Genomic DNA, 229 nt, shown 5'->3' with positions numbered 1-229 from the left:
TGATTAGAGTTTCCAATGCTAGTCCGTTCATGGATCCTATTTGAACTACTTTTTTTAATAAACCATATAACCCAAAACTAAATGCTAGGCTTAGTGCGACTATTGGAAAACTTCCAATAGAAATAGTTATTATAGTTACGGCTAATCCCGCAAGTCCCACTGATATCCATTGAATTTTTGTAAGCTTTTCCTTTAATAATATCACTCCAAACAATACACTAACTAAAGG

General features: G+C 33.2%; 1 pseudogene. It reads right to left on the bottom strand.

Annotated elements, in window-relative coordinates:
* Window positions 1-229: pseudogene (locus AOA62_RS32270) on the bottom strand (EamA family transporter); the annotation flags it as partial.

The sequence above is a fragment of the Pseudomonas sp. 2995-3 genome, from assembly GCF_002742565.1.
GTDB lineage: Bacteria > Pseudomonadota > Gammaproteobacteria > Pseudomonadales > Pseudomonadaceae > Aquipseudomonas > Aquipseudomonas edaphica.
Note: the sequence above shows the minus strand (reverse complement) of the source record. Positions and strands in the feature narration are given on the sequence as shown.